The 1,604-nt window shown below is 60.7% G+C and carries 2 protein-coding genes; both read right to left on the reverse strand.

Annotated elements, in window-relative coordinates:
• Positions 1–654: histidine kinase dimerization/phospho-acceptor domain-containing protein (locus tag AC1DRP_RS36480; protein WP_476771126.1), on the reverse strand; the 654-nt coding region annotated here is incomplete at its 3' end.
• Positions 655–690: 36 nt separating this feature from the next.
• Positions 691–1,482, reverse strand: coding sequence for a polyphosphate kinase 2 (gene ppk2, locus AC1DRP_RS36485; protein WP_476771127.1), 792 nt, complete (start codon positions 1,480–1,482; stop codon positions 691–693).
• Positions 1,483–1,604 lie beyond the last annotated feature (122 nt).

Below are 1,604 nucleotides of genomic sequence, written 5' to 3' on the forward strand. Positions count from 1 at the left end.
GCTGGATACGAGCCGGAATGTATCGCGGATGCAGCGATTCAGATCGATCGTCTGAGCAGGCGATGGCGCGAGTCGGATCATGTTCCGCACGCGGTCGATGATCTCGACCGCGCGCATTTCGTCCCGTTTGATGTCCGCGACAATGTCCTGAAGCTCCGCGATGCTGGGGGCCGCATTCTTGAGGATGATCTCGGCCGCTTCAGTATTGATGAGGATTGCGCTGAGCGGTTGCTTGAGTTCGTGCGCTATGTACGCGGACATTTCTCCCAGCGAAATCCGCCGATTGACCGTCATGGCTTCCGAAATGAACTGACTTGCCTCCTGCTCGGCCACGGCGCGTCGTTGGCGTTCGAACAGGAACAGGAGGATCAGCAACGCTTGCAGGAAAAAGGCGATCGAGATGCCTGCGATCGACCAGCCATATTGTTCCCAGGCTGTGGGCCGACGAGCGACGATGTCTAAGTACTTGGTACTATTCAACACTTCGTCCGGTCCGGAGCCGAGGACGAGATTGAGGAGAAGGCCGGAGATCACCGCCAGCGCGAAGACGCCACAAAGGATCAGGTATCGATGCCGGCCGGCGTGCAGCGTCGCCGTCGGGATCTCGCCCCCCGCGCGAAATCGAACGTCCAGTGCTACCTCAGAGCGTTGCAATATGGCCTCCCGGTGGCTGCCTCACTTCGTTGCGTTTCAGCAGGTTTCCGCGACCCAGTGCCTCGCGAAACTCGTTTCCTGGTGGTCGTCCAGTTTCTGGCGCTTCGGCAGCTTGATCTTCTCGCGCGGCGGCGCCTCGTAGGGGATCGAGGACAGGATATGAGAGATGATGTTCAGCCGGGCGCGGCGCTTGTCGTCGGAATGGACGGCAAACCAGGGCGCCCAGCTCGTATCACTTGCCCGGAACATGTCGTCGCGGGCACGGGAATAGTCATTCCAGCGGCCATAGGATTTCAGATCCATAGGCGACAGCTTCCAGATCTTGCGCGGGTCGGTGATGCGCTCCTCGATCCGGCGCGTCTGCTCCTTCGGGCTGACCTCAAGCCAGTATTTCAGCAGGATGATGCCGGATTCGACGATGACTTTCTCGACGCTCGGGACTGCGAACAGGAAGGCCTGAGCCTGTTCCTCCGTACAGAACCCCATCACCCGTTCGACGCCGGCGCGGTTGTACCAGCTGCGATCGAAGATCACGACTTCGCCGGAGGCCGGGAGATGGGGCAGATAGCGCTGGACGTACATCTGCGAGCGTTCGCGATCGGTCGGCGGAGGAAGCGCGATGACGCGGAAGACCCGCGGGCTCACCCGCTCCGTGATCGCCTTGATGACACCGCCCTTACCGGCGCCGTCACGGCCCTCGAAGATAATGCAGATCTTGGCGCCGGTATGCTTGGCCCATTCCTGGAGCTTGACCAGTTCGCCATGAAATTCCTTCAACTGGCGCTCGTAAGGCTCTCGCTTCATGGCCTTGCTGACAGGAGCATCCATGATCACGCCCTCCCGGTTAGGACCAGGCCAGGAAGAAGGCGACATCGCCGGGCAGCCCACCCGGCCAGTCGATGATCATCGCGCGCAGCCGATAATTCGCGGGCTTCAGATGCTCCTTCCAG

It is taken from the genome of Allobosea sp. 01N443, assembly GCF_056399325.1.